A 22,385-nucleotide genomic window follows, 5' to 3' on the forward strand; every position below is an offset into this window, starting at 1 on the left:
CATCCCGATCATCCAGCACGGCGCTTACTCTCGACATGACAACGGCCTCCCCTGACACCGCGCTGTGCCCCTTGTGCGGCTTCAGCAACCAATGCAGCCTGGCCGATCCGCGCACCGTGGACCGGCCCTGCTGGTGCTTTTCGCAAAGCATCGACCCGGCATTGCTGGCAGCCCTGCCGGATAACCTTCGCGACAAGGCCTGTCTGTGCCCGCGCTGCGCCGGGATCGAGGATGCCGCGCCAGGTCCCCAGGCACGCCGGGCCACAGAGTAAGATGCGCGCCCCTTCCTCCGCTCGCCGTTATCGCCATGCGCCTTGATCGTTTCCTCAGCAACCTGCCACGCTTCAATCGTCAGCAAGTGCGCCTGGCACTGGCCAGCGGACGCGTGCAGGTAGACGGCCAGGCAACCCGCGACCCGCACCACGAAGTACGCGAATTCAGTTGTGTGGCGCTCGACGAAGAGATCCTCCAGGCAGGCAAAGTCCCCCGCTACTTCATGCTGCACAAACCTGAAGGCTGCGTCAGCGCGACGAGCGATGCGCAGCATCCAACCGTGCTCGATTTGCTGGACGAGCCTGACAAGCACGAACTGCACATCGCCGGACGGCTGGACTTCAACACCACCGGCCTGATGCTGATAACCAACGATGGTCAATGGTCGCGGCGCCTGACTCAGCCACAGACCAAAATGCCCAAGGTGTATTACGTCGAGACCGAGCAACCGATCGACGAACGCTACGCCGCGAAGTTTGCCGAAGGCCTGTATTTCGCATTCGAAAACCTCACCACACAACCGGCGCAATTGACCTTGTTGGGGCCGCAAAGTGCGCGCCTGAGCATTGTCGAAGGCCGCTATCATCAGGTGAAACGAATGTTCGGCCACTTCGACAATAAAGTGTTGCGCCTGCATCGGGAAACGATCGGCGCGCTGGCGCTGGACCCCGACCTGCGCCCCGGCAGCTATCGCGCGCTGAACGCCGGAGAAATCGGCCTGTTTTGAACGTCATGGCCTCCTGGCAGACGCTGGTCGGATCGGCACAGGCCGTTGATCGACTATCGCATGTCTGTCACGAAACGCGGGCAATGTCATAGGCACGCATACCTGTCTACGCCAGGAGTGAAACCTATGTCGCCAGAAAAAGCAGTGCTCGACATACAAGGACAGTTTCGGGTTTATACCGAACTCTATCGCACCGATGCCGCCGCCAAGACCATCATTCTGGTCAACGGCTCATTGGCCACCACCGCTTCATTTACCCAGACCGTCCGCAACCTCTACCCGACCTTCAACGTGGTGCTTTACGACCAGCCCTATTCAGGCAAATCCAAACCGCACAACCTGCATGGCGCGCCACTGACCCGGGAAGAAGAAGGCCAGTTGCTGCTGGAACTGATCGATCACTTCAACGCCGAGCACGTGCTGTCGTTCTCGTGGGGCGGCGCGGCCACGCTGGTTGCTTTGGCGCATCGGCCGAAACGCATCGAAAGCGCAGTGATCAGCTCGTTCTCCCCAGTGATCAACGAGAAGATGCATGACTACCTGTGTCACGGCATCACGCACCTGGGCGCGCATAACCGTTATGACATGGGCCACCTGATCAACAACACCGTCGGCAAGCATCTGCCTACGTTGTTCAAACGCTTCAATTTCCGTCATATCAGCAGCCTGGATGCTCACGAATATGACCAGATGCATTACCACTTCAGCCAGGTCCTGGAGCTCGACCCGGACAATTACCTGACCGCAGGCAAGAACATCACCGTCCCCATACTGTTCATCAACGGAGCCCTGGACGAATACACCTGCGCGCACGACGCCGCCCACTTCTCCAGATACCTTCGCGACTGCAGCTTCAGCACCATCGACGCCACCGGCCACTTCCTGGACATGGAACACAAGGCCGCCTGCCGCGACTCGAAACAGGTACTGATGAATTTCCTGCAACCGGCACAGGTGTCACGCGACGTCCATAACCGGGTTCAGGACTACCCGTCCCTGACCTTCTGAAAACCACACACGAAGCCGCCGTCAGTTACGGAGCATCGTCATCTGGCGGTTGGTTTTCAGGGTGAGTATCAGGAGGCAAAGCGCTGCGCAGTGAAATTAGCGCTTCAAATCAGGGCAGGGTTCTGGTACAAAGTCAGCCGCTCAGAGCAGCTATCAGAGCGGGTATAGTTTAGTGGTAAAACGAAAGCTTCCCAAGCTTTAGTTGAGGGTTCGATTCCCTCTACCCGCTCCATATTTTTCCTGCCCCATCGATTTACTGAAATCCATTGAGAGACAGCGAGACAGTCAAGTAGTCCTCCTGCAAGGGGCTCCTGCGACGTGACGCAGCGAAAATCTCCCCCGCCGTTCGAGCGGAATCTACGTCCTTCTCATCACTGTCCCGGCTCGCTATCGCGTTCAATCGGGTCAAGACAAATTCACACATCCACCCGAACCACTGATCTCCGCTCAGCGAACGCTGCAGCAGTGCACACAGTGGAGCGGTGGCATTCATGCGTAAAGCCCATTACTGGTGTGCTTGAATATCCTGAAGCGGTAGCAGATCCATGACGTCACAGAACAACTGCCGGTGCTTCCAGTCGTTTCTGTCGCCAATCACATAGAGACGTCGCTTGGCACGCGTCGCAGCCACGTTCAGCAGGTTAGGTTCTGAAACAGCCCAGTTGCGAGCACCCGCTCCGGCAGTGTTGCCGCCCAATACGACGATGACGATCGATGCTTCCTTGCCTTGCATCGTGTGGATCGTGCCCGACACTAGCTTGCCTCGGAGTATGCGCTTGAGGTTTTGCTGCACAGCCTTGAAAGGCGTGATGACCGAAATATCTTTCGCCTCTACGCCATCGCCATGCAGCCGCTTGAGCAGGTCGCGCAAGACCTGGCCTTCCGCAGGCACCCAATTTCCTTCGGAAGACCCACTGACATGTATCCACCCTGTCGGCAGACTGGCGAGGGTTTCTTTGTCGGCGCGCGGTGCAATCGTTCCATACACCATTGCTCCGTCGTAGGCGATACGGTTGGCGAGTGCATACATAGGCTTGTCGCAGCGGCGATGCACGACCAGTGGCAATCCTACCCACGTCTTGCCGCCGGCGGGCCCGGCCATGCGTCCCCAAGGAGTGGCTTCGTCAGCCAGCACCTGTGCGGATTTTTGATTGGGAATCCAGTGCGCATCAACCCCGTAACGTGTACGCATGTGCTCCAGCACCGCATCGGATACGGTAACGATGGGCTTGAGTTGCAGCGGGTCCCCCACCAGCAACGCGCGTCGGGACCGCCACAGTGCGCCGACTGCCTGTTGCGGAGCGGCCTGACCGGCCTCATCCACGAGTAACCAGCCAATCTCACTGGCACCCAGCGAGCCAAACGAACGGGCGAATGATGCGAAGGTGCTGCTCAACACCGGAACGACCATGAACAAAGAAGCCCACGCCGAACGGATTGCATCGCGCGACAACCCTTGGAAACGCGAACCGGTCAGCAGACTATTGATCATGAATAAATTGGAACGCAGTCTTGACGCCTCAAGCTCGAAGAACGTCTGGTGGAGCTTCAGTGCCTGGATGAAAACCCGCGCACGTGCCTTCCGCCAGCCTTCAATGCGCCAGGGTTCGGCCAGTTCAATGGCATCCCCATCCCCGATAGCGTTGTCTTTTAACCAAGCAAGCAGATGGTCAGCCTGATGAGTGGTTGCCAGTTCCCAGGCATCGCGCGTAAGCGCTTGGTCCTGCTGCTGCGATCCCTGAAGCACTCGGCGCGCGTCAGTGATTTTTCTTTCCGCCTGGACCTTATCGATATCGAGTTGTTGAGTAAGGCGTGTGATCCGCGCGAACTCGGCCTTGGCAACGTCACGTCGGCTTTCCAGCAGTGCCCGAGCGGCATTCCAGTCGCGTCGAGCATTTCCCAGACTGAATACATTTGACCAGAAACCGGGTCTGGGTGGGAGCATCCCAAGCGCGTCAAGACACTTCTTCAGTGCCGTATTGGCGGGACCACCTTCCTCGTTATCCAGGCGCGAGAGTTCATTGGCTACCTCAATCAGCGACTGTTCGAATGACCTGAGTTTTTCGGAGTCTTCGGCAATCTTCTTCCTGGCCTCGAGGATGGCCAGGATCAACTCACGAATCCGACTGGCGTCACGGCATGCTTTGCGTTCTTGCGCCTTGACCGCCTCGTAGTCAGAGACTGCTTGCTGCCACAACGCTTGACGTTGCTCTGGTGAACGGACCGCATTCACCTCGGCACTCACATTGAGCCACCCCCAAAATCCCTTCGGGCCCTTCTCTTCCTCGGGTGGAGCATCTTCGCTCTGGCTCTCGCTGTCGTCAGCGTCTTCCATCTCGGCAGAGGAGGCCGAAAAGAGTGCTTCCACGATGTTGTCGACTTCTTCGTCAGGGTCGACCTCCGTCTCGTCTTCTACCTGCGCCGCAGCCTTGTCTTCGCTGCCAAACGGGCGCTGACCATAGAAGTAACGATCTACGAATTTGTTGCGACGCGCCTTACTCCCCAATGCACCGGAAATCAGTCCCCACGCAGGCTTATCCGAGACAAGTTCCCCCAGCTCCGCGAAATACTCTGCTTCTGGCAGCCAACTTTCATCAATCTTGTCTCGCTGCGGCAGTTCCAGTGTCACATTTTCCACGGCACCGTTGTTGGATGAAGCGACCACGATTTCGAAGCCATACAGTGCCGGGTTGAGCTTGAAACCATATTGCTGCTTACCACCGTCGTTAGCGGCTTCGCGCCCGTCGCTTAAGAATGCATCGGAAGCGCGGCGTAGCTTGGCGAACGCATCGGCGCGGCTGGTGATAATCGCTGCAATAAGGTCGCGCAACAGCGTCGTCTTGCCCGTTCCAGGTGGGCCGTTGACGCCAAGCAATCCTTGACCATCGGCAAGGGTGGACTGGATTGTGTTGACCGCCAGCTGCTGGGAATGCACCAGGCCCAAATGGTGCTCGGTGGGCCAACAACTACTGGCGTAGGCATCCGGCATCAGTCGCCCCATCAGTGGCAACGATGCACGCTTATCATCCATATGCAGGCGAAGCTCGGGATCGTGATAGCGCAGGTACTGGTCCAGTGGTTCGCTTTTCACCCCTCTGGAGATCGCATCGGCGACATCGGCAAGATCGTCCAGCAAAAAGCTGTTCAGTGGATCGTCTTCCGACTCGGGCTTGTCGGGCTTGACGGGTTGTGAGCGAAAGCGAAAATGATGGTGGTCCATCTCACCAAAAAAGTCCCCCAGCCCCAGGAACTGGAGGGTCCAGTGAGTCAGTTCGCGCAAGTCTGCGCTTGATACCTCACCTTCGAACAGGGCGTTGGCGCGCTCCCTGACGGTCTTTTGGTCGGTCTCGAACCCTCTGGTCCAGTCCTTGCCGGTCAATACCCGCCCTAGAAACCACGCTTCGCTTGAAAGCACGAGACTGTCATCGACCAGTCGGCCCGCCATCGTGAATTTTGCCGCAAACACGGCTGACTCGCGAAACCTGGGCTCCTGATAGCCTTGATCGGCGCCGTACATCGCATCGAGCTTCTCGGCAACGAGACGACTGTCGTAAAGATGAGCATAGAGCGTGTGGCTCCATATGCGCTTCTTGGGCAGCTCCTGTTGACTGACGATACTTTCCGGGGTCCACGGAAGCAGCGGGCGCTGAATTGACGTGTCATGGATAAACGCTTCGTATCGATTAGCGCGTTTTTTCAGCTTGGGTGCTGATTGTGGTTGCAACAACTCGACCGCATGCCAGTACCGGACGATGCTTTCTTGATCCATCAAAATGACTTCCCCTGACTCACTGATCGGGCCTTTTTAGGTGTTACAAGGCGCGGTGTTGCGTGATAGTAAAACGATTGGGTACCGGTGAATGCAACTCAAACATCGAAGTCATTACAGTAGACCGGCACTGACTTTCCCCACCCCCGCCTCTCCCGGCACCCGCGCCTTGGCTTCCTGCGCCGAAACGGGCATCACCAGATACTGCCGATACTCCCTGAACGCCTCCAGGGCAGAGGCATCCCGAGGGCGATAGTCCTCGCCACTGCTGCGCTGCTGATTCACGACACAGGTTCTGCCTATCGCGCTCATACACGCATCATTGGCGGCTTTTGAAACCGGATCGAACAAGGCGAACGCCGTGCCTGGCTGGTCCACATCGTTATACAGCGGATGAGCCACGTTCTCGAAGTCGTTTCCCTCGACCAGCAGCTGTGACGATGAGGTACGCGACATGATTGCGCCTTGATAGGTCATGCGCTGGAAAACGTTGTTGACCAGTTGGGCACGAACCTGCGCATTGTTCATGCCACCTGAATGGGGTGCTCTGCCAGAGGTATCGTGTACATAGTTTCTCGACAGCGTCAGCGTGTCCTGACTGCCGAGGAACAGCCATACCCAGTAATGATGGCCATCGCAGGTAGACGAGTAAGGCGTTCGGCCGTCGAACTCATTGCTGGAAATGGTGACGTGTGACGCAGTGCCCCAGCCCGTAACAATCATCTGTCTGCCGATCCGCGCAAATGTGTTGTGATCGATCCACACGCCATCAGCATTGTTCAGGGTCAGCGCATCGCCGCCCCATACGACACGTGGATTGATATCCGAAAGCGTCAGGTTGCGAACGATCACGTTATGCGCGCCGTCGCCAATGAACAGCCCGGCGCCCTGAATGCCTGCCTTGTCGCCGAGCCCGATCAATGTCTTGTTGGAGCCGACTTTCAGTGGTTTCAGCCCCGCGTTGTCGTAGGTCACCATGACACGTGGCCTTGATTGGCAGAAGTTGTTGGCGCCATTCAGTGCAAGTTGCTCACCACCTTGCGGGCACGGTTTCACTACGCAGCCAGGCTCGGTGGTTGTGGTATTGCCGTTGGCAATCACGCTCGCGCGGAAGTCGAACGTGTGGTCCAGGACAATCACTCGCGGTGTGTCATCGGTGCAGGCACCGTGCGAGTCATGCGACGCACAGAGTGCTGAGCGAAGTTCATCCAGCGTGGAGGGATGCACGGCAGCCGCGGAGCCTCCGCCGGTCACATCCTTGGCGAAACCGTCAGGAATGTCTGCTGCCCGCACGCATTGCGCGCCTGAAAAGAGCAGAACCAGAGTGGCGGCGATCTTCAGATAGCCGCTTTGCAAAAGAGATTGCAGGGGCGTCATCGGTTGAGCTTCCCGTCATGCTCGCGGGATTCGCGAGGACAATCTGGATGCTAAACGGACTGCGGCATGGTCTGCTCCGGTTCCATGGTGCTGGTCAGCCTCTGTTCAGGCACCCTGGCTCACGAAAACACCCGCTCCATCCTGACGCTGTCAATCCCGCGTCCACAACACTCATGATCTTCAAGGGTTTACGGCCAAAGCACGTCCACGGCGGGCCTGTTGTGCAGGAATGATTAAAGTGCCTGGCGAAATATGTCCTGAATCTGCTCAAGATCGGCAGGACGCGGATTGGTCAGGCCACAGGCATCTTTCAGGGCATTGGTGGCCAACAGTGGGAAGTCTTCCTCCTTGACGCCCAGCGCAGCAAGACCTGCCGGGATTTCCACGGCAGCCGACAATGCATGAATGGCGTCGATGGCGGCCTGCGCGCCTTCTTCTGGAGACAGCCCACGGATATTGCTGCCCATGGCGTGCGCAACGTCGGTCAGGCGAGCAGCGCTGACGCTGGCGTTGAAGCGCTGCACATGGGGCAGCAGTACGGCGTTGCAGACACCGTGGGGCAAATCATAAAAGCCGCCCAACTGGTGCGCCATGGCATGCACATAGCCCAGTGACGCGTTATTGAACGCCATGCCGGCCAGAAACTGGGCATAGGCCATGTTCTCGCGGGCGGTGATGTTTGCCCCGTTGTTGAATGCGTCACGCAAATTGTTGGCGATCAGCGCCATGGCCTGCAACGCGCAGGCATCGGTGATCGGGTTGGCAGCCGTGGAGACATAGGCTTCGATTGCGTGAGTCAAGGCATCCATGCCAGTGGCGGCAGTCAGCGACCTGGGCATGGCGACCATCATGTCGGGATCATTCACGGACAGCAGCGGTGTGACGTTGCGGTCGATGATCGCCATTTTTACGTGCCGCGCTTCATCGGTGATGATGCAGAAGCGGGTCATCTCACTCGCGGTTCCGGCGGTGGTATTGATGGCGATCAGCGGCAACTGCGGTTTAGCCGAACGGTCGACGCCCTCATAGTCACTGATGTGCCCTCCGTTGCTGGCGCACAGGGCAATACCTTTCGCACAGTCGTGGGGCGAGCCGCCGCCAAGCGATATGACGAAATCGCACTGGCGCTCCTGCAACAAGGCAAGACCGTTCTCGACATTGGCGATGGTCGGGTTGGGGCGGGCACCGTCGTACACCACCGAGTCGATGCCCTGCTCCACCAGCAGCCCGGCGACCTGACTGGCTACTCCAGCCTTGGCGAGCCCCGCATCCGTGACGATCAGCGCCTTGCGAAATCCGTATTTGCGTATGGCGAGCATGGCTTCGTCAATGCAGCCAGTGCCGATGATGTTCACGGCGGGGATGAAAAAAGTGCTGATCATGACGGACCCTCGTGGGTAGCGCGGATGCTTGGGTGATAAACCAAGCATCCGCCTGGCGCGAGGTACAACCATTGACCCAGCGCAACAAAGCAGTCAAACGCCAGACCGTTGGTCGCAGACTCTTCGGCCACTGCGCACAGAACGGCTATTTTCAGCCGATAAAACCGTCGCTCTTGAGGAGCGTTTCCAGGCAATGCTCGCTAAGGCCGTAGAACGTCTTGAGCTCCTGAATACGCGCCAGCAACTGAGCCGGATCGACCGGCTCAGTACGCTTGACCGCGAGGATCATCTTGTTTTTGTTGGTGTGCTCCAGCGAAATGAACTCGAACACTTTGGTCTCGTAACCGCATGCCTCCAGCAACAGCGCGCGCAGGCTGTCGGTGACCATTTCTGCCTGCTGGCCCATGTGCAGACCGTATTGCAGCATCGGCTTCAACAGCGTCGGGCTCTGGATCTGCAAGCGGATCTGTTTGTGGCAGCACGGCGAGCACATGATGATCGAGGCGCCGGAGCGAATGCCCATATGAATGGCGTAGTCTGTCGCGATATCACAGGCGTGCAGCGCGATCATCACGTCCAGCGCGCTGGGCGCCACCGTACGCACGTCACCCTGCGCAAAGGTCAGCCCCGGATGATCGAGCTTCGCCGCCGCCTCGTTGCACAAACTGACCATGTCTTCGCGCAGTTCGACACCGGTCACCTGCCCTTGCGCCTGCAAGGTGTTGCACAGGTAGTCGTGGATGGCGAAGGTCAGATAACCCTTGCCTGAGCCGAAGTCCGCAACCTTGATCGGCTGATCGAGCTTGAGCGGCGATGAGCTCAGTGCATGGGAAAACACTTCGATGAACTTGTTGATCTGCTTCCATTTGCGCGACATGGCCGGAATCAGCTCATGCTGGCGATTGGTCACACCCAAGTCAGTCAGGAATGGCCGGGTAAGCTCCAGGTAGCGTTTCTTCTCGCGGTCATGCCCGGCCGAAGGAGCCTGGCGCTCCTGCTGAGCCTTGCTTTTGAACAGCGTCGTCTTGCCCTTCTTGCTGAACTCCAGCTGCACCTCGTCGGTCAGCGACAAAAGGTGCGCGTTCTTGAAGGACGCCGGTATCAGGCTGGCAATGACAGTCACCGCTTCAGCAAGCGAAAAATTCTTGGTGATGTCGCGAGTCTTGTAGCGATACACGAAGCTCAGGCACGGTTGTTCCTTGACGGTCAGCGGCTTGATGATGATCCGCTGCAGATCAGCCTCGCTGCCCACGTATTTGGCCAGGACCAGCTTGATCAGCGAGTTCTGCGACAGGCTGGTCTCCAGCAGGCCGAGGAACTGCGCGAGATGATCGGTCGCAGCGATGGGTGACGTGGAGGTAATGACTGACATTGAAAATGTGCCTCAAGCGTCCCGTCCGGGACTCGAAAAATCAGGCCTGTATTTTAGGCGTGTCAGCGCGTCATGGGCACCCCTATTTTTCAGGGACTACACACACTGTTCGCACGTGCCTACATCCCCTGAAGAAACGCACATAAACGGTAAAGTAATCCTTGCCAAAAACGATGAACCGCTACTTGCGCGGCATAAAAACATCTTTATAGTCGGTTTGGCTGATTATAGATAATCAGACCAACCCTCTAGAGCTTTTTGCTCTACTGAAATAACTCGCACAAGGAACGTGCATTATGTTGACTCCAGCAGCACTTTTGGAAAACGAAGACATCGCACGGGTTACCTTGAAACCCGTCGAATACCTGAACGTTATCTTTGATGATGAAAAAAGTGGTGGCCGTAGCGCCGGCCTTGTTCTGACCAAGGAAGACATTCTTAGTCTGAAACGCTACGAACGACACGCCCTTAATATTCCCACGTCACTTTCGCGCGTCGAACAGCAATTGGGTTTTACCAAAAGTGGCATTCCCGGGCTTGAGCCTGAAGACATGCTCCAGACCTACAAGGCCATTAACAGTCACGGCAAAAGCTGGTCGGGGATCGAGGATGGCATCAAGCGTACCGGGTTCAATATTGACCTGTTTGCCGCGCAGTTCTCGGTACAGGGTCAGCAGATCATCGACCGCATTGAAAAGATGGATTTTGCCAGACAGCTGGATCTGACTGTTGCCGATTTGATCATTGAAGAGGTCCGCAACACACCTCCGGTACCCTTGGAAAAAAACGATCAAAGGGTCTGTAGCACGCTGGCTGAATTTCTGAAGAAAACGGCGTCACAAATAAAAAACCATCAGCACGCTGCCGAAACACTGGAGCAACACATCGATACGTTCAGCTCCGTACTAAGCGTCACGCTCATTCCCGGCATCAACGACAAAGTGAAACTGGCTGCGCGCTCAGACCTGGACCAGCAAATCAAGGAGCTGGAAAAAGATATCGAACAACTGACGACGGACATCGAGCAGAAAAACAAGGAGTATAAAACCACACTGAATAATATTGCCTGGGGTGGTTTCGGCGGCCCCATCGGGGTCGCTATCACAGGAGGTATTTTTGGCGCCAAAGCGGAAAAGATCCGAAAAGAAAAAAATCGAATGGTTGCTTCAAAGGCTCAGAAAGTTCAACTGCTCAAGGAAAAAGTTCCTTTGACAGGCGCCGTGCGCAGCCTGCAACTCATGTTTGATGATATGTATATTCGTATGTTGGACGCTCACAAAGGCGTCACCCACCTGAAAGACCTCTGGTTACTGTTAGCCACGTACATAGAACGTTCCGCACATGAACTGGCGGCCATCAAAGACGATCAGGCACTGCTGATTTTCGCCATGCAGTTTCAAGGCGTCGTCATGCCGTGGCTGAAAATAAAAGGTAAAACGACTGAGCTATTAAAGATATTTGATAGCGCGCTGGACCAGTTTAAACGCGAACAGCAACCCGCCATTGGCATAGGACGATAACCATGAGCACTGAACGCCTGGATCAGCTGTTAATCCTCACCCCCCCTGACAATGAAGTCATGGAAACAGCCCGTCAGAATATTCTTGCGCAAGTGACCGCGCTGAAGCTGGACTTTTTGCCGGTCATGAAAGAAAAAATGCTGCCGCTTCAGGCCGCATTGATGAGTGCAGACAAGGTCTATGGCCAGGAACTGGCCACTGTCACCGTACAGTTGAATAACATAGACCTGAAGCCGATCGATCAGAAACAACAACTGATTGAAGCCGACGCAAGGCTCAGCGACACACAGAAACAACAAGCGATCAGCCTGCTGAACGGGCAGCGCATTCGGCAGGTATCGAATCTCACAGACGTCGTGCGCCGCAGCGCTCAAGCCATTGCCGCACACAGCGATGATGTGGCGCAGATAAACCTGACGCTGGAAAGCAACCGTTTGCTGGAAACACTTCAGCAACAGATCGACAGCATGACCCAACGCTCAGCCACGCAGGAAAGCGCAATGGCGTTAATCGCAGCAGACCGGCGCCTGCTTGACACAACGATCAAGACATTTGAAAAGTACAACATTGCCGATCAGTTCAAGGAAATGCTGCCTACTCCAGAGGAACTCAAGCTGGTCACCATGACCTCTCCGGAACTCGCGTTGATCAACGCCGGGATTGCCAGACTCGGAAAACTGCTCGACAAGGTCAGCAGCGCCCTGAACTACCTTGACCTCATTGAAGAACGCGACAGACTGAGGTCTCGCTATAACGCTCTGCTTGACGATTCCCGCACGGCTCTCCGGGAAGCACAGGCAACCCGAGAAAAACTCGACGAGTTGACAGCGCTCGCCGGCGTTGCTCAGAGCAAAACGCTTTGGGTACAAGAGGCGAAAAAGGTTTATCAATCGCTCTACCATTTTCTGGATCAGATAACGTCGCCAACTGATACTTCGACGTCGATCAGCCAGCAGGTCGAACACCTGCAGACTTACATAAAATCGTTTTACAACGTAAAGCGTATCGTCTGACCCGCACGGGTTTCAAGAAAGGCAGGTGTCGTTGAACTCGACGCCTGCCTTTTGGCCTTACCCCAGCACCACCAGCCGATTGGGCAGCTCATTTCTGCCGTGGGTTACCGGAACGTGATCGGCAAGCAACTCACCGCAGGCGTGAATACACCCCAGAAATCCCTGCAGAATCTGCCCGTCTCGAACCTGTTGAGTGAACACGTCGACCATCGCTTTCCAGGTGTCGTCGTGCAGACGACTGGCGATGCCATGATCGACCAGAATTTCGACATAACGCTCGGCCTCGCTGATAAACACCAGAATGCCGGTGCCGTCATGGGTCTTGTGCAGGTTCTGTTCGAGGAACTGTCGACGCGCGAGGTTGCCGGCCCGCCAGCGCCGCACCGAAAGCGGCACCAGCAACGCTGAGACCTTCGACAGGTGGCACACCAGCGCCACAATAATGAACGTGCTCATCTGCGCCAGCATCAACTCGTCCGCGCTCAGCCATTGAAGGCAGTAATTGATCGTGCCCGGCAGCAACAGACCGATCAGCCCGGCCCAGATCAGCGGCATGTAGGCATAGTCGTCAGCACGAGCGGCCAGCACCGTGACCAGCTCGGCGTCAGTGCGCTGCTCGACGCGGTCAATCGCTTCGGCAACCTGCCGCTGTTCGTCTTTGTTCAGTAAAGCCATGGTTCCCTCATTCCGAATCAATCAACTACCAGTTGCCTGAAGCACCGCCGCCGCCGAAACGTCCGCCACTGCGATCAGCGGCTCTTTCACGGGCAGGCCGGGTGGCGCCGCCGCGTCTGACACTGATGATTACAATCCCCAGCACGATGAGGGTCAACACGATTCCGATCAGCCAGACCTGGTCGTCATTGGTCTGCTCGTCAACTTCGGACATCTGTCTTTTCGGTTCAGGATAATCGGGTATCTGCCCGCCCAATGCCGCGATAACCGCGCGCGTACCGCGCTCTATACCGACGGCAAACCGGTTGTCGTCAAACTCGGGGGTCATCAGCATGTCGATGATCAGAGAGGCCTGGGCGTCATTGAGACGATCCTTCAGCACATCGCCGACCTCCATGAACACCTTGCGCTTGTCGCGATAGACCACCAGCAGAACACTGTCATCCTTGCCGTGCAGCCCCAGGCCCCAGGCGTCACCGAGTCGAGAGCCGAACTCTTCGATGCTCGTGCCCTGCAGATCAGCGAGGGTTACGACCACCACCCGCTCCCCGGTGGCCTTTTCATGGGCGCTCAGAAGTCTGGCCAGACGAACCGTAGTCTGGCTGTCGAGCATTTGTGCGGCGTCCACCACACTGCCGGTCATCGGCGGAAAAACCAGCGCTGATGGCTCTGCCTCGGCACGCAATACCCCTCCCAACAGCATCACCACGTACAACAACCACTGTGAAACAGACTTCAAAATCCAGACCTCCGGTGTTTTTTTGAATCCATTGAAACGACGCGCCTTAGCCAAAACACAAGTTCCCCGGCATAATCCATCGCCAACACCTGATGCGGTCATTATTTGATCGAACAGGGTCTGTACAAAAATCAATCAAACCGCCATTTTCGTACACACCTTGGGGAGACTTCGTACAGTGAAGCGGATGGCAACTATCCTTGCGTCCCGTGCGAACCATAACGCCAAAGGTCCATAACCCAAAAACTGGCTGTCGGACATTAAACGCGAGTTACTGACAAAAGCCTTGAGAAATCATTCATGAATAAGCTGTGTTTATTAGGTTTGCTGGTCGGTATGGCCAGTCAGTCGGTGATGGCCCAGAACGCTGCCGCCACCGACAATACAACGCTTCAGGCCAAGAATGCCTTCATCGGCAAACTCATGAAACAAATGACTCTGGACGAAAAGATCGGTCAGTTACGACTCATCAGTATCAGTTCGGAAATGCCACAGCCGCAAATTCTCAAGGAAATTGCCGCCGGAAGAATCGGCGGCACGTTCAACTCCATTACCCGTTCGGAAAATCGTCCGCTGCAGGAAGCCGCAGTCGCCAAGAGCCGTCTGAAAATTCCGATGTTCTTTGCCTATGACGTGGTTCACGGCCATCGCACGATTTTCCCGATCAGTCTGGGCATGGCCGCCAGCTGGGACATGGACGCCATCGCACTGATGGGCCGGGTCTCGGCCAAAGAAGCCAGTGCCGACAGTATCGACATGACCTTCGCCCCCATGGTGGATATTTCCCGCGACCCTCGCTGGGGCCGCAGTTCCGAAGGGTTCGGTGAAGACACCTACCTGGTGTCACGCATTTCCGATGTGATGGTCAGGTCCTTCCAGGGCAAGAACGTCGCAGCCAACGACAGCATCATGGCCGCCGTCAAACACTTCGCCCTGTATGGCGCGGTAGAAGGCGGACGCGACTACAACACCGTGGACATGAGCATGACGCGCATGTACCAGGACTACCTGCCGCCCTACAAGGCCGGCATCGATGCCGGCGCCGGCGGCATCATGGTCGCGCTCAACTCGATCAACGGTGTCCCGTCGACCTCCAACAAATGGTTGATGCAGGACCTGTTGCGCAAGGACTGGGGCTTCAAGGGCGTGACCATCAGCGACCACGGCGCGCTCAAGGAACTGATCGACCACGGCGTGGCCAAGGATTTCCGCGAGGCCGCCAAGCTGGCGATCAAGGCGGGCGTCGACCTGAGCATGAACGACGCGGCCTATGGCGAGCAGTTGCCCGGTCTGGTGAAAGACGGCGAGGTTTCCATGAAGGAAATCGACAGCGCCGTGCGTGAAGTGCTGGGTGCCAAGTACGACATGGGCCTGTTCGCCTCGCCTTACGGTCGCATCGGTGTCGCTGCCGAAGATCCGGCCGACACCTATTCCGATGACCGCCTGCACCGTGCCGAAGCTCGAGATGTGGCGCGCAAGACGCTGGTGCTGCTGAAAAACCAGAACGAGACACTGCCACTGAAGAAGCAAGGCACCATCGCAGTGATCGGCGGACTGGCGCAAAGTCACCTCGACATGCTCGGCAGCTGGTCGGCAGCGGGTCGTCCCAACCAGTCGGTGACGGTGTATGAAGGGCTGGCCAACGCGGTCGGCGACAAGGCCAAGCTGGTTTACGCACGCGGTGCCAACGTCAGTGACAACGAACACGTCCTCAACTACCTGAACTTCATCGAGAAGGAAGTAGAGATCGACCCGCGTCCGGCCCAGGAAATGATCGACGAAGCGGTCAAGGTCGCCGAGCAGGCCGATGTGATCGTTGCCGTGGTCGGCGAGTCGCGTGGCATGTCGCATGAATCGGCCAGCCGCAGCAGCCTGAACATTCCGGGCAAACAGCGCGACCTGATCAAGGCGCTCAAGGCCACTGGCAAACCACTGGTGCTGGTACTGATGAACGGTCGCCCGCTGGTTCTGGTCGACGAACAGGAACAGGCCGACGCCATGCTCGAAACCTGGTTCCCGGGCACCGAAGGCGGCAACGCAGTGGCTGATGTGCTGTTCGGCGACTACAACCCGTCGGGCAAGCTAGCCATGACGTTTCCTCGCTCGATCGGTCAACTGCCGGTCTACTATGCGCACCTGAACACCGGCCGTCCGTATCACGAAGGCAAGCCAGGCAACTACACCTCGCACTATTTCGAGGAGCCCAATGGCCCGCTGTACCCGTTCGGTTATGGTCTGAGCTACACCCAGTTCGACGTCTCGGACATCACGTTGTCGGACGCCAACATGACTCGCAAAGGCAAGCTGACTGCCAGCGTGACCGTGAAAAATACCGGCAAGGTTGCCGGTGCAACTGTTGTGCAGTTGTACCTGCATGACGTAGCGGCGTCGATCAGCCGTCCGGTAAAAGAACTGAAAAACTTCGAAAAAGTGATGCTCGAGCCCGGAGAAGAAAAAGTCGTGACCTTCACCCTCAGTGAAGACGACCTGAAGTTCTACAACACCGAGCTCAAGCACGTGGCAGAACCTGGCGAATTCAAGGTCATGATCGGCCTGGACTCGCAAGCAGTGAAAGAAGCGACCTTCAATCTGTTGTAAACCCTGCGCGTGGCGCGTTCGTGAGCATTCGCTCGGGAACGCGCCAGCAGGGTTCAATCAGGCTGCGACATGACGCTCAAGCATCGCTACTGGCGCATTACCCTGTACGTGCTGCTGATTCTGGCCGGTGCAGCCCTGTGCGCCGGGCTAGCGATGCGTCAGGCGCAGCGTCACGCAATGTCGGAAGACGCCGCGCGTGCCGAAGGACAGCTGGCACTGTATGCCAATACCCTGCACACCCTGATCGAGCGCTATCGCGCCCTGCCCTCCGTGCTGGCGCTGGACCCGGAAATTCGTGCCGCGCTGAGCGGCCCGGTAACCGGTGAGGTGCAGAACGCACTCAACCTCAAGCTGGAAAAAATCAACAGCGCGGCTCATTCGTCGACGCTGGAGTTGCTCGACCGGCATGGTCTGGCGATTGGCGCGAGCAACTGGCGTACGCCCAATAGCTATGTCGGCCACAACTACGCTTTTCGACCCTACTTCCTGCAAACCCGCGCCAAGGGCACCGGGCGCTTTTATGCGGTCGGTGTGACCACCGGAATTCCGGGGTACTTTCTGTCCAGCGCGGTCTTGAACGATACCGGTGGGTTCATGGGGGCAATGGTCGTCAAACTGGAGTTCCCCAGCCTTGAGCAGGAATGGGATCAGGGTGAGGACCTGCTGCTGGTCAGCGATGAGAAAGGCATCGTATTTATCGCCAATCAACCAGGCTGGCGTTATCGCGAGCTGCTGCCGATCTCGATGGAAGACCGTGCCACCCTGTTGCGCACCCGCCAGTACGACAAGCAGGTATTGTCACCGCTGCGCAGCCGGGTCATCGACAGCTTCAGCGAAAACAGCCATTTGAGCCGTGTCGACGGCCCGTACGGCACCACGGATTATCTCTGGCAGTCGCTGCCCCTTACCGACGAAAACTGGACCCTGCACCTGTTGCGCAAGCCGCCCCCCTCCAGTGAGGACGTTCGCAATGCAGGACTGGCCGCCGCAGGCATCTGGCTGGCGCTGGTATTTCTGAGCCTGTTTCTCTATCAGCGCTGGCGACTGGCGCGATTGAGGGAGCGCAACCGGGATGAACTTGAGCGCCTGGTGCAAGCGCGCACGCGTGATCTGCAAACCGCGCAGGACGGTCTGGTGCAGTCGGCCAAACTGGCGGCGCTGGGGCAGATGTCGGCAGCACTGGCCCACGAAATCAACCAGCCGCTAACCGCCCAGCGCATGCAACTGGCGACCCTGCGACTGCTGCTCGATCAGGGCCGCATCGATGAAGCCTGCAAAGCGCTGGTTCCCGTCGATCAGCAACTGACACGCATGGCCGCCTTGACCAGCCACCTGAAGACCTTCGCGCGCAAGAGCCCCAGCGGCCTGCGCGAGAGGCTGGACCTGGCCACGGTTGTCGATCAGGCTTTGCTGTTGCTTGACCCGCGCCTGCGCGAGGAACACGTCGACTGCGTCCTTCATCTGGCTCGCCCGGCATGGGTGCGCGGCGACGCCATCCGCCTGGAACAGGTAATGATAAACCTGCTGCGCAATGCACTGGACGCCATGCGCGAGTGCCGCTCCAGGCATCTTGAAGTGCGTATCGACGCCGTCGACAACTATTGGCGGCTCAGCGTCAGGGACAACGGAAGCGGGATCGCCGCGGAAAATCTGCCCAGCATTTTCGATCCGTTCTTCACCACCAAACCGGTAGGCGACGGCCTGGGCCTTGGCCTGGCTGTGTCGTACGCCATCATTCATGAACTGGGCGGACAACTGACGGCGCAAAACCATGCGGACGGTGCCGAGTTCTGGTTCAGCTTGCCCAACGACTTTCTGGAGGCCTGACCCGGCATGTTGAATTCGGTCATCGTGGTAGACGACGAGGCGCCCATCCGGCAAGCCGTCGAACAATGGCTGACGCTGTCGGGGTTCGAGGTGCAAGTCTTCGCCCGCGCCGAAGAGTGCCTGGCCCACCTGCCTGAGCACTTCCCCGGGGTTGTGCTGACCGATGTGCGCATGCCAGGCATGAGCGGCCTGGAGCTGCTGACCCGGTTGCAAGGCGCAGACCGCGACCTGCCGGTCATCCTCCTGACTGGCCATGGCGATGTGCCGATGGCCGTGGAGGCGATGCGCGAGGGGGCCTATGACTTTCTGGAAAAACCGTTCAGCCCGGAAACCTTGATCAGCAACCTGCGGCGCGCCCTCGAGAAACGCCAACTGGTGCTGGAAAACCGCCGCCTGCACGAGCAGGCCGATGCCAGAACCCGGCTGGACGCCACGCTGCTCGGCGTATCACCCGGCATGCAGACACTGCGCCGCCAGGTGCTGGAACTGGCGCAACTGCCGGTCAACGTGATCATTCGCGGGGAAACCGGCAGCGGCAAGGAACTGGTGGCGCGCTGCCTGCACGATTTCGGTCCGCGCGCCGCCAGACCTTTTGTTGCACTCAACTGCGCGGCCATCCCGGAACACCTGTTCGAAGCCGAGCTGTTCGGCCACGAAAGCGGCGCCTTCACCGGTGCGCAGGGCAAGCGCATCGGTCGCCTGGAGTATGCCGACGGCGGCACGGTGTTCCTCGATGAAATCGAGAGCATGCCGATGGCGCAACAGGTCAAGCTGCTGCGCGTTCTGCAGGACAAGCGCCTTGAGCGGCTGGGCTCGAATCAGAGTATCGACGTCGATCTGCGAATCATTGCCGCGACCAAGCCTGATCTTCTCGAAGAGGCGCGTGCCGGGCGCTTCCGCGAAGATCTGGCCTACCGCCTCAACGTTGCCGAGCTACGCTTGCCGCCGCTGCGCGAGCGCCTTGAAGACATCGCGCAACTGTTCAGCCACTTCGCCCGCGCCGCCGCCGAACGCGTGGGCAGGGAACCGCCCGCGCTGGACGCAGCTCATCTGAGCCGCCTGCTGGGCCATGACTGGCCAGGCAACGTGCGCGAGCTGGCCAACGCCGCCGAACGGCAGGCTTTGGGTCTGGAGCACGCCCTGCCGCAATCTGATACCCAATCGGCAGGGCACTCGCTGGCGGCGCGTCAGGAAGCCTTCGAAGCACAATGCCTGCGCGCTTCGCTGGCCCGTCATAAAGGCGACATCAAGGCGGTGCTCAATGAGTTGCAACTGCCGCGGCGGACGCTGAACGAGAAGATGCAGCGCCATGCTCTGGTACGTGAAACGTTCCTCGAATGAGGGCTGCGCACATTCCGTACAGCTTGTTCCGGCGATAACCGAACATTTCCCGCAGCGCCGGGTCTGCATACTGTTCACGGCTATATGAGGTCGTGATGGCTGGATACTTGCGAGGCATAATGACATCATGGCCGCCTGGTTACCCAGCTCACTTTGACAGTCCGAAAGATGGGGCATTTTCTACCGTGAATACTCCCCTCGACCTCCCCTTGGGAGGCGGCGAAATGGGTCGGTTTATCCGAGAGACGGACTGGTCGACGTCCGCGCTGGGACCGAAGCAAGCATGGCCCGCAGCGCTACTGTCTTCAATGAATCTGATGCTCAGTTGCCCGGACAGCATGTACCTGCTCTGGGGACCTGACTACACCCTGTTTTTCAATGACGCTTACTCTCAGGTCCTGCCGATTGCCACCCGACAGGCGCAGGGGCAGCCCATTGCCTCGGTCTGGGGCGATGCCTGGGAAGCCGTGCGGCCGCTCGCCGAGCAGGCGCTGGCCGGACAAAGCCGCCGGTCTGACAATATTCAGCGCACCATCGTGCGCAATGGCAGGCCCGAGCAGACCTGGTGGTCGCTGTCCTATTCGCCGCTGTATGGCGATAGCGGCCTGATCGAAGGCGTGTTCTGCCGGGTCAACGAGACCACGTTGCAGGTCATGGCCGAAGTCCGTCAGTCGGAGAACGAAGCGTTCACCGACCGTGTGCTGTCGAGCATCAACGACTGCATCAAGGTGCTGGACCTCGATTCGCGCCTGACCTTCATGAGTGAAGGCGGTCAGCGGATCATGGAGGTCAGCGATTTCAACGCGATTCGTGGCTGCCCCTGGCCTGACTTCTGGCAGGACCAGGGCAATCTGGACGCCATTGCTGCGGTTGAAGCGGCACGAGCGGGTCAGAACGCCAGTTTCACCGGCTCGGCGCAGACCCTGGCGGGCACCACCAAGTGGTGGCATGTGCAGGTCAGTCCGATTTTCGGCAAGGACGGCAAACCGGAGAAGATTCTCTGTGTTTCCAGGGACATGACCCAGCTCAGAGACGCTGAAGAAGCCCTGCTGTCGCTCAACGAGACACTTGAACAGCGCGTGGTCGAACGCACCCAGGACCGTGATCGCATCTGGCGGCTGTCGACCGACCTGATGCTGGTGGCGCAGTTCGACGGGATCATATCGGCAGTCAATCCGGCATGGACGCAAGCCCTCGGCTGGTCGGAACAACAACTGCTCGACAGCCAGTTTCTGGCATTGGTGCACCCTGAAGACGTGGACAGCACGCTGGCCGCCATGAGCGGGCTGGAGAGCGGCCGCACGATTCCGCACTTCAAGAATCGCTATCGTCATCAGGACGGCTCGTACCGGACCATCTCCTGGACTGCCGTTCCGGACAAGCAATTCATCCATGCCGTCGGCCGTGACATTCAGGCCGAAGAAGAGGCCAATGAAGCGCTGCGGCTTTCGCAGGACGCCCTGCATCAGGCGCAGAAGCTGGAAGCCATCGGTCAACTCACCGGTGGCGTGGCGCATGATTTCAACAACCTGCTGACCGTGATCCGCTCCTGCAGCGACCTGCTGAAGTCAGCGAACCTTGAAGAGCACCGTCGTGTGAAGTACGTCGAGGCCATCTCCAGCACGGTCGACCGGGCCGCGCGCCTGACCGGCCAGCTGCTGGCGTTCGCCCGCCGTCAGGCCTTGCAGCCGGAAGTGTTCGATGTGTGCAAGAGTGTGGCGCGCATCGGCGAGATGATGGACACGCTGACCGGCGCGCGTATTCAGGTCAGCATCGACCTGCCTGCCGGACCGTGCTTTATCTTCGCCGACGGCAGCCAGTTCGATACTGCGCTGGTCAACATGGTGGTCAACGCTCGCGATGCGATGTCCGGCGCAGGTAAGCTGGTCATCAAGGTTGAATGCGCTGCCCACTGCACTGCAGACCAGCCGGCCTCACACAGCGCGGGTGACTATGTAAAGGTATCGCTGACCGATACCGGCGCAGGTATTGCCAAGGAAAAACTGGGCCTGATCTTCGAACCGTTCTATACCACCAAGAGTGTCGGCCAGGGCACCGGGCTGGGTTTGTCGCAGGTATTCGGGTTTGCCAAGCAGTCGGGCGGTGAAGTGCTGGTTGAAAGCGAGCTGGGCAAAGGCAGCCGCTTCACCCTGTGCCTGCCCAGCGCACAGGATCAGGAAGTCGTCCAGGAAGACCATCACCACACGCTCACCCCATTGCCCGGGCTATGCGTGCTCATGGTCGAGGACAATCAGGACATCGGTACCTACACCCGTCCTATGCTTGAGCAACTGGGCTTTCAGGTACTCTGGGTCAGCAGTGCCGCCGAGGCGCTGAAAGAGCTTTTCGGCAACCCGGAAAACTTCCATGTGGTGTTCTCGGATATCGCCATGCCGGGCATGAGCGGCCTGGAACTGTACGCCGAAATCGAAGCGCGCTACCCGTGGATGCCGGTGGTTCTCACCACCGGGTACAGCACTGAGTTCGCGACGATCGCTCAGGACGAAACACATCGCTTCGACCTGTTGCAGAAACCCTATTCCAGAGACGATCTGGCGGCGATTCTGCACAAGGCCGTGAGCCGTAGCGGCGAACACTAAGGGGATGGATTCGCATCAATTCATCACGCCAGCGGATTCACTGATGCCTGATACGCATGAGTGAATCCCGGCACTACCGACGCATAAAACCAAGACAACACCGGTTGCCTTGATTCAGAATCACGCAAAACATCGCAACACTCTTAGAGCAGGGAGCATTTTCG

Annotated in this window: 15 protein-coding genes and 1 tRNA gene; 10 read left to right on the plus strand and 6 right to left on the minus strand. The window is 58.2% G+C overall.

From position 1 onward, the window contains the following. The first annotated feature begins 35 nt into the window (after positions 1-35). The 4 genes from V476_RS05140 (at position 36) to V476_RS05155 (ending at position 2,240) form a co-directional block, all read left to right on the plus strand. Positions 36-272 carry a cysteine-rich CWC family protein gene (locus V476_RS05140; protein WP_024648702.1) on the plus strand — a complete coding sequence of 79 codons (237 nt, stop codon included), beginning with the start codon at positions 36-38 and terminating at the stop codon, positions 270-272. A 35-nt stretch (positions 273-307) separates the two neighbouring features. After that, entirely contained in the window at positions 308-1,000 is a 693-nt protein-coding gene (locus tag V476_RS05145; protein WP_024664802.1) for a pseudouridine synthase, read from the plus strand. A 126-nt stretch (positions 1,001-1,126) separates the two neighbouring features. After that, positions 1,127-2,008 (plus strand): alpha/beta fold hydrolase, encoded by an 882-nt coding sequence (locus V476_RS05150; protein ID WP_004416378.1) that lies wholly within the window; start codon positions 1,127-1,129, stop codon positions 2,006-2,008. A gap of 158 nt (positions 2,009-2,166) precedes the next feature. Continuing rightward, positions 2,167-2,240: transfer RNA gene (locus tag V476_RS05155), tRNA-Gly, on the plus strand. Positions 2,241-2,513: 273 nt separating this feature from the next. Here V476_RS05155 and V476_RS05165 read toward each other — a convergent pair. The 4 genes from V476_RS05165 to V476_RS05180 all read right to left on the minus strand — a co-directional run bounded on the left by V476_RS05165 (position 2,514) and on the right by V476_RS05180 (position 9,908). Then, positions 2,514-5,777, minus strand: coding sequence for a DEAD/DEAH box helicase (locus V476_RS05165; protein WP_024960570.1), 3,264 nt, complete (start codon positions 5,775-5,777; stop codon positions 2,514-2,516). A gap of 114 nt (positions 5,778-5,891) precedes the next feature. Further along, a complete protein-coding gene (locus V476_RS05170; protein ID WP_024960569.1) occupies positions 5,892-7,154 on the minus strand; it encodes a pectate lyase family protein in 1,263 nt (420 codons plus the stop codon). Positions 7,155-7,387: 233 nt separating this feature from the next. Then, positions 7,388-8,536, minus strand: a complete 1,149-nt coding sequence (gene yiaY / locus V476_RS05175; protein ID WP_010424090.1) for an L-threonine dehydrogenase — start codon at positions 8,534-8,536, stop codon at positions 7,388-7,390. Positions 8,537-8,687: 151 nt separating this feature from the next. After that, complete coding sequence (locus V476_RS05180; RefSeq protein WP_024960568.1) at positions 8,688-9,908, minus strand: class I SAM-dependent methyltransferase; 1,221 nt, start codon at positions 9,906-9,908, stop codon at positions 8,688-8,690. Between the two features lie 296 nt (positions 9,909-10,204). On the opposite strand from V476_RS05180, the gene V476_RS05185 reads away from it, so the two are divergent. Further along, complete coding sequence (locus V476_RS05185; RefSeq protein ID WP_024960567.1) at positions 10,205-11,428, plus strand: alpha-xenorhabdolysin family binary toxin subunit A; 1,224 nt, start codon at positions 10,205-10,207, stop codon at positions 11,426-11,428. Then, the gene (locus V476_RS05190) at positions 11,425-12,441 is read left to right on the plus strand and encodes an alpha-xenorhabdolysin family binary toxin subunit B (protein WP_024960566.1); all 1,017 of its coding nucleotides are present in this window, start codon (positions 11,425-11,427) and stop codon (positions 12,439-12,441) included. Before V476_RS05185 ends, V476_RS05190 begins: the two co-directional genes overlap by 4 nt. Positions 12,442-12,498: 57 nt before the next feature. Here V476_RS05190 and V476_RS05195 read toward each other — a convergent pair whose 3' ends face one another. Continuing rightward, complete coding sequence (locus V476_RS05195) at positions 12,499-13,116, minus strand: TPM domain-containing protein (RefSeq protein ID WP_003395896.1); 618 nt, start codon at positions 13,114-13,116, stop codon at positions 12,499-12,501. 25 nt (positions 13,117-13,141) lie between these two features. Continuing rightward, positions 13,142-13,819, minus strand: a complete 678-nt coding sequence (locus V476_RS05200) for a TPM domain-containing protein (protein WP_044312284.1) — start codon at positions 13,817-13,819, stop codon at positions 13,142-13,144. Positions 13,820-14,155: 336 nt separating this feature from the next. Between V476_RS05200 and bglX the strand changes: the two genes are divergently transcribed. From bglX to V476_RS05220, 4 genes are all read left to right on the plus strand, one after another. Beyond that, the gene (gene bglX / locus V476_RS05205; protein ID WP_003395900.1) at positions 14,156-16,453 is read left to right on the plus strand and encodes a beta-glucosidase BglX; all 2,298 of its coding nucleotides are present in this window, start codon (positions 14,156-14,158) and stop codon (positions 16,451-16,453) included. A gap of 69 nt (positions 16,454-16,522) precedes the next feature. Next, on the plus strand, positions 16,523-18,280 hold the full coding sequence (locus tag V476_RS05210) for an ATP-binding protein (RefSeq protein ID WP_003425219.1): 1,758 nt from the start codon (positions 16,523-16,525) through the stop codon (positions 18,278-18,280). A gap of 6 nt (positions 18,281-18,286) precedes the next feature. Then, positions 18,287-19,621, plus strand: coding sequence for a sigma-54-dependent transcriptional regulator (locus V476_RS05215; protein WP_003395903.1), 1,335 nt, complete (start codon positions 18,287-18,289; stop codon positions 19,619-19,621). Between the two features lie 224 nt (positions 19,622-19,845). Continuing rightward, positions 19,846-22,221: a PAS domain-containing protein gene (locus V476_RS05220; RefSeq protein ID WP_024960565.1), complete on the plus strand. Its 2,376-nt coding sequence runs from the start codon at positions 19,846-19,848 to the stop codon at positions 22,219-22,221. Positions 22,222-22,385 lie beyond the last annotated feature (164 nt).

Source organism: Pseudomonas syringae KCTC 12500 (genome assembly GCF_000507185.2).
Classification (GTDB): Bacteria; Pseudomonadota; Gammaproteobacteria; order Pseudomonadales; family Pseudomonadaceae; genus Aquipseudomonas; species Aquipseudomonas syringae.

Excerpts from the sequence above, each read along its gene's own strand:
- V476_RS05200 (WP_044312284.1), bottom strand. The coding sequence starts at position 13,819 with ATGCTGTTGGGAGGGGTATTGCGTGCCGAGGCAGAGCCATCAGCGCTG.
- V476_RS05150 (WP_004416378.1), top strand. The coding sequence starts at position 1,127 with ATGTCGCCAGAAAAAGCAGTGCTCGACATACAAGGACAGTTTCGGGTT.
- V476_RS05165 (WP_024960570.1), bottom strand. The coding sequence starts at position 5,777 with ATGGATCAAGAAAGCATCGTCCGGTACTGGCATGCGGTCGAGTTGTTG.
- V476_RS05145 (WP_024664802.1), top strand. The coding sequence starts at position 308 with ATGCGCCTTGATCGTTTCCTCAGCAACCTGCCACGCTTCAATCGTCAG.
- bglX (WP_003395900.1), top strand. The coding sequence starts at position 14,156 with ATGAATAAGCTGTGTTTATTAGGTTTGCTGGTCGGTATGGCCAGTCAG.
- V476_RS05140 (WP_024648702.1), top strand. The coding sequence starts at position 36 with ATGACAACGGCCTCCCCTGACACCGCGCTGTGCCCCTTGTGCGGCTTC.
- V476_RS05220 (WP_024960565.1), top strand. The coding sequence starts at position 19,846 with ATGGGTCGGTTTATCCGAGAGACGGACTGGTCGACGTCCGCGCTGGGA.
- V476_RS05210 (WP_003425219.1), top strand. The coding sequence starts at position 16,523 with ATGACGCTCAAGCATCGCTACTGGCGCATTACCCTGTACGTGCTGCTG.
- V476_RS05195 (WP_003395896.1), bottom strand. The coding sequence starts at position 13,116 with ATGGCTTTACTGAACAAAGACGAACAGCGGCAGGTTGCCGAAGCGATT.
- V476_RS05185 (WP_024960567.1), top strand. The coding sequence starts at position 10,205 with ATGTTGACTCCAGCAGCACTTTTGGAAAACGAAGACATCGCACGGGTT.
- V476_RS05215 (WP_003395903.1), top strand. The coding sequence starts at position 18,287 with ATGTTGAATTCGGTCATCGTGGTAGACGACGAGGCGCCCATCCGGCAA.
- V476_RS05170 (WP_024960569.1), bottom strand. The coding sequence starts at position 7,154 with ATGACGCCCCTGCAATCTCTTTTGCAAAGCGGCTATCTGAAGATCGCC.
- V476_RS05180 (WP_024960568.1), bottom strand. The coding sequence starts at position 9,908 with ATGTCAGTCATTACCTCCACGTCACCCATCGCTGCGACCGATCATCTC.
- yiaY (WP_010424090.1), bottom strand. The coding sequence starts at position 8,536 with ATGATCAGCACTTTTTTCATCCCCGCCGTGAACATCATCGGCACTGGC.